Raw genomic sequence first — 4,951 nt, forward strand, 5'->3', positions numbered from 1 at the left:
AAATTGTGCCGTCAATGCTGCATAAAAATAATCTTTTCCTGAACCCACTTCTTTTAAAAATGAACCTGCATTAAACCAGCCAGTTTCTAATGTAAAACCTAAATGATTATTGAGGTCGTAGTTTACATTTGATATTAACTGTGAACCTATAAAACGTTCCGTTGTATCTTTTCCTGAATATAAAAGCTGCATGTTTGGTGCGTATATACCATCACTTATGGTTTGTCTCCAGAAAATATCATAATCAATTCCGAGTCCCCATTTTTCAGATAAACTAAAATTAATTGAAGGATGAACGTCAACTAAATTTGATGGACCTATAAGAGCAACTAAACCAAAATAAGCACCTCTTGGATATAACGGATTGAAAGTTTGTAAATAGCCATCGCCAGAATTTTTATCACCAGAAATGATTTCTGTTTTTAATCCAATTTCCGGAGTGTATTTTATGTTTTCGAAAGTATAACAAGCAAAAGAAGAAATAGTCCATGCTGAAATTGTCTTTTGATTGATGTTGCCGAACTGGTAAACGCCTTCAAAATCGTATTTCCAATTTCCTTTGTTTTTCCAGATTCGTGTTCCAATCGATTGTCTGTTTTCTGTACCAACAGCATCATCAAAAACAGCCCGGCTTTTCCATAAACCCAAATAATACAAATCGATGTTTTGAATAAACGGCACTTTATGAATTACCGTATAACTTCCCCAAAACTTGGCATTTTCATTAAAACTATCATTAAAAGTTCCTTTTTTATTGGCAATTGGATGTGTAAAAAAAGCATCTGACTGCCAATTGTTTTTTTTATAAAATAGTTTCAATCCGTCAAAAGCAAGTCGGCTGTTTGGACCTTCTCGTACAGCAACCAAACGCTGGGAACCGTATGACATTTCTTGTCTTCCGAAACGCAGGGTTAACTGTTCATTTTCTTTTCGGATAAAATCTATATCCAAAAAAGCCTGATGTATATCTAACTGATTTTCATCAACCGGACTTGGATCTGTTTTGCCGTTTGCTAAACTGCTTTGCAATTGAAAAAATGTTCTAAAAACGCCCAATTGAACATTTGCATGAAGCAGATAACGAGAAAGTAAATACCCATCATCGTCAGATTCGTCTCCCCATTTATTGTTAACGGTGTAAGTATACTGCAGTCTTGCTTCTCCGCCAATTGAGGCATAATATTTATCGTTTTTTCCTAACGGAATATATTTGATTTTCTCGTATGAGGTTTTCGTCGAATCAGCTTTTAGATAAGTGAAATCATCCTCATATCGCAGCTTTTGGAAAACTGGTTTTTGTTGTGCGTTTGCCGAAAAAAAGATTCCCAAAAGCAACAATAAGAAGAATGTATTTTTCATTTGAATTAGTTTTTTTGATATCCTCCAAAATAATTTACCGGACTCCAATCTGGAATTGCTTTTGGTTTTTCGCTGGCAAAAGTTCTAAAGTCATTATCGGCATACACTACTTTTCCGTTTACGACTGTTAGTTGTGATTCGATGTTTAAAATGTTTTCTTCAGAAGTGGTGAAATAATCATCAGAAAGGATTGAGAAATCAGCTAATTTATCTGCAGTCAGCATTCCTCTGTCTTTTTCAATATTGATTAATTGTGCGCTTCCGTAAGTGAACAATTTTAAAGCTGTTGTTCGGTCTACAATATTCTCGTCGTTCATATATTTTAAACCTCCTAAAGTTTTTCCGGTTGTAAGCCAGTATAAACCAACCCACGGATTGTAACTTGCTACACGGGTTCCGTCTGTTCCCATTCCTACTTTAATTCCTAATTCGAACATTTTCTTTAGCGGAACTGTGTTTGCAGCAGCTGTTTTTCCATATCTTTTAATGAAACTTTCACCTTGATATGCCATTCTGTGCTGAATTGCAATACCGCCGTTTAAAGCTTTAATACGTTTTAAATTTTCTGTAGAAACTGTTTCGGCGTGATCAAAGAACCATAAAAGTCCGTTTAAAGGTGTTTCTTTATTAATGTCTTCAATTACATTTAAAAATCTTGTAATGCTTTCGTTATAAGTTGCGTGAATTCTAAACGGCCATTTGTTTTTTACTAATAAGGATAAAACTTCTTTTAACTGACCTTCCATTGCCGGGCTTAATTCTGGTCTTGGTTTGTCGAAGTTTTCAAAATCTCCGGCACTCATAACTAAATTTTCTCCCGCACCCTGAACGTGATATTCTACTTTATCTGAATGATGATCGTCGTCACAGCCTTCGCCAATTTCGACTGTCTGCATCCATTTTGTGTAATCATTTAATTCTGTTCCTGCTTTTTGAGCAAACAAATAATAAGGCATTCTGATCGTTAAATCGCTGTCTTTGCACAAACCGTTTGTTACACCGTAATCGTCTGGAAAGTTCTGGAATCCGCCTCCTGCATCCATAATAGCAGTTACGCCAAGACGGTTCATTTCGGTCATAAATTGTTTGGTCGAATTAAATTTTTCTTCTTGCGTCAATTCTGGAAGTTTGGCAAGTGTAGAGTATAAAATAAAAGCATTTGGTTCTGCAGCTAACAATCCGGTTGGATTTCCGTTTGAATCTTTTTCAATCAATCCCGCATTTGGATTTGGTGTATTGGCATCAATTTTTAAAGTTTCTAAACCTGCTTTGTTCAAATAAGCGTGTCCGTATAAATGAAGAATAAAAGCTGGAACATCGCCAGTTGCTTCGTTGATTTCGGCTAGAGTTGGAAGTCTTTTTTCTTCAAACTGATAAGCATTCCATCCGCCTACCACACGAACCCATTGTCCTTTTGGAGTTCTTTGTGCTTGTTCTTTCAGCATGGCCAAAGCTCTTTTTAAGGAACGAACACCGTCCCAGCGTAATTCGGTATTATAGAATCTTCCTCCGCGGATGATGTGCATGTGAGAATCGAATATTCCGGGAATAATGGTTTTCCCTTTAGCATCGATTAGGGTTGTTTTTTTGTCTTTTAATTTTAAGATTTCGCTGTTTTTCCCTGTTTTTAGGATTCTTCCATCGGCGACAGCCATGGCTTCAACGATTGTATTTTTATTGTCTAAAGTATGAATTACAGCATGATGAACGATTAGAGTTGCTTTTTTGCTTTGCCCGAAAATAGGAAGGGAGATAATTAAAAGGAAAGCTGCTATTTTAAAAGAGAGTTTCATGGTTGTGGTATTTTAATTGGTTTTGGGTAAAAAAAAGACTGTGCAGTTACACAGCCTTTCTTTGTTTTTCTGGAAGTATTTTGGCCCGCGGATTTTACTGATTTGCTTTGCAAAGACGCGGATTTGCACGGGTTTTTATTTATGAATTTTAAAATCCGTTTTATCCGCGTTTTAGCGATAGCGAATCCGTTTCATGCGTGTTCCATCTAAAATTAGTGTTTCAACATTTCATGAGCATATTGAACACCTACACCATAAGCGCCGCCGTATTTTTTAACTAAATCAGTCACAGGAACATAAGTTTCCTGACGAGCCCAGTCACGTTGTAATTCTAATAAATATTGTAATGAAGTAATTGGGTGCGCACCAGCCTGAACCATACGGGTTACTGCCATTTCGTGAGCTTCTTTAGAAATGTCGCCACTTGCATCTGTAATTACATAAACATCATATCCTTCGTTGATTGCTGATAAAGCTGGCCCTACGATACAAACACTTGTCCATAAACCGCCAAGAACGATTTTCTTTTTACCTTTTGCAACTATAGCTTTGTGAGCCGGAATATCTTCCCAGGTATTCATTGAAGTACGGTCGATATAGTTTGATGTTTTTTGTGGATAGAATTCTTCAATTTCTTTAAAAACGGGTCCGCTGAACGATTTTTCGGCTACTGTTGTTACAATAGTTGGAACTTTGAATATTTTTGATGCGCCTGCTACTAAAGCGGTATTGTTTCTAAGCTGATCGATTGGAATGTTGCTTACTGCAAAGGCCATCTGGCTTTCGTAATCGATTAAGACTAAAGTATGATTGGTTGGATCTAACTGCGCCGGACTTGGTTTTTGAGCGAATCCGATAAAAGTTACTAAAGATAAAACTGCTGTAAGGATTAATTTTTTCATGATAATTTGATTTTGTTGTTAAATAAAGGTTTTAAAATATTTTGTATTTGATTTTCAGTGTTTTGCATTCAAAATAAATGCCTTGTTTTTAATGTCTTGTTTTTAAAAGGTTTTTCAGAAAAGGCAATAGTGATCCTGACGATATATCGTCGATTTAGCGACGAATATTCGTTAATAGATTATTCTTTAAGCTTTTAATGAATTTTTAAAAGAGAAAAATGCGGCGCCTAGATTTTTCCTTTTAGATGTAAACGGTGGAGAATTTCTGATTTTAATAATCCGCTTCCGCCGCCAAAATGTTCAATTACTTCTACGTCTGGCTGTTGTTTTAAGCAAAATAAAGTAAACTCTTTTTCGACATGGTCTTCGATTCCGGAGCTCAATAGAACAACGTCAATTTTGTGATTCTGAAAATAGACCTGAGCTTCTGTTTCGCTGCTAAATGCGACTGCGTTCCAGTCTTCATAAGCATTTACAAGGCGAAGTAAAATGGCCAGGATCGCTTCGTTTTTTCCGAGTAATAAGAATTCAAGTGTTTTCATTTTTTCTAAGTTTCTAAGATTCTAAGATACTGAGTTTCTAAGTTTTTTCTTCACTTTGAAATTTCAGTTTCGCAGAACTTGTGATTTATATTGCAAATTTATTAGTTCCAATTTCAATTCAGCTTAATCTAGAATAAGAAAGATTTTTTTTAAGATTCTAAGGTACTAAGGCACTAAGATTCTAAGTTTTTTCTTTTTTCGATTTCAGTTTTTGACAGAACTTGTAATTTATATTGCAAATTTATTAGTTCCAATTTCAACTCAACTTAATCTAGAATAAGAAAGATTTTTTTTTAAGATTCTAAGGTACTAAGGACTAAGATTCTAAGTTTTTTCTTTTTTCGATTTCAGTTTT

At 35.3% G+C, this 4,951-nt stretch carries 4 protein-coding genes; all 4 read right to left on the reverse strand.

Features of this window, described 5'->3' with window-relative positions; genetic code table 11:
- A partial coding sequence (locus tag ACTJIW_RS23300) for an alginate export family protein (RefSeq protein WP_440718487.1) occupies positions 1-1,359 on the reverse strand: 1,359 nt, incomplete at its 3' end.
- A 5-nt stretch (positions 1,360-1,364) separates the two neighbouring features.
- The gene (locus ACTJIW_RS23305) at positions 1,365-3,152 is read right to left on the reverse strand and encodes an amidohydrolase (RefSeq protein ID WP_440715700.1); all 1,788 of its coding nucleotides are present in this window, start codon (positions 3,150-3,152) and stop codon (positions 1,365-1,367) included.
- A 212-nt stretch (positions 3,153-3,364) separates the two neighbouring features.
- Complete coding sequence (locus ACTJIW_RS23310) at positions 3,365-4,054, reverse strand: hydrolase (protein ID WP_121360717.1); 690 nt, start codon at positions 4,052-4,054, stop codon at positions 3,365-3,367.
- 227 nt (positions 4,055-4,281) lie between these two features.
- A complete protein-coding gene (locus ACTJIW_RS23315) occupies positions 4,282-4,596 on the reverse strand; it encodes a hypothetical protein (RefSeq protein ID WP_121360718.1) in 315 nt (104 codons plus the stop codon).
- Positions 4,597-4,951: the final 355 nt, after the last annotated feature.

Origin of the sequence: Flavobacterium sp. 22659, from assembly GCF_052044235.1 — a bacterium.
GTDB classification, from domain to species: domain Bacteria; phylum Bacteroidota; class Bacteroidia; order Flavobacteriales; family Flavobacteriaceae; genus Flavobacterium; species Flavobacterium johnsoniae.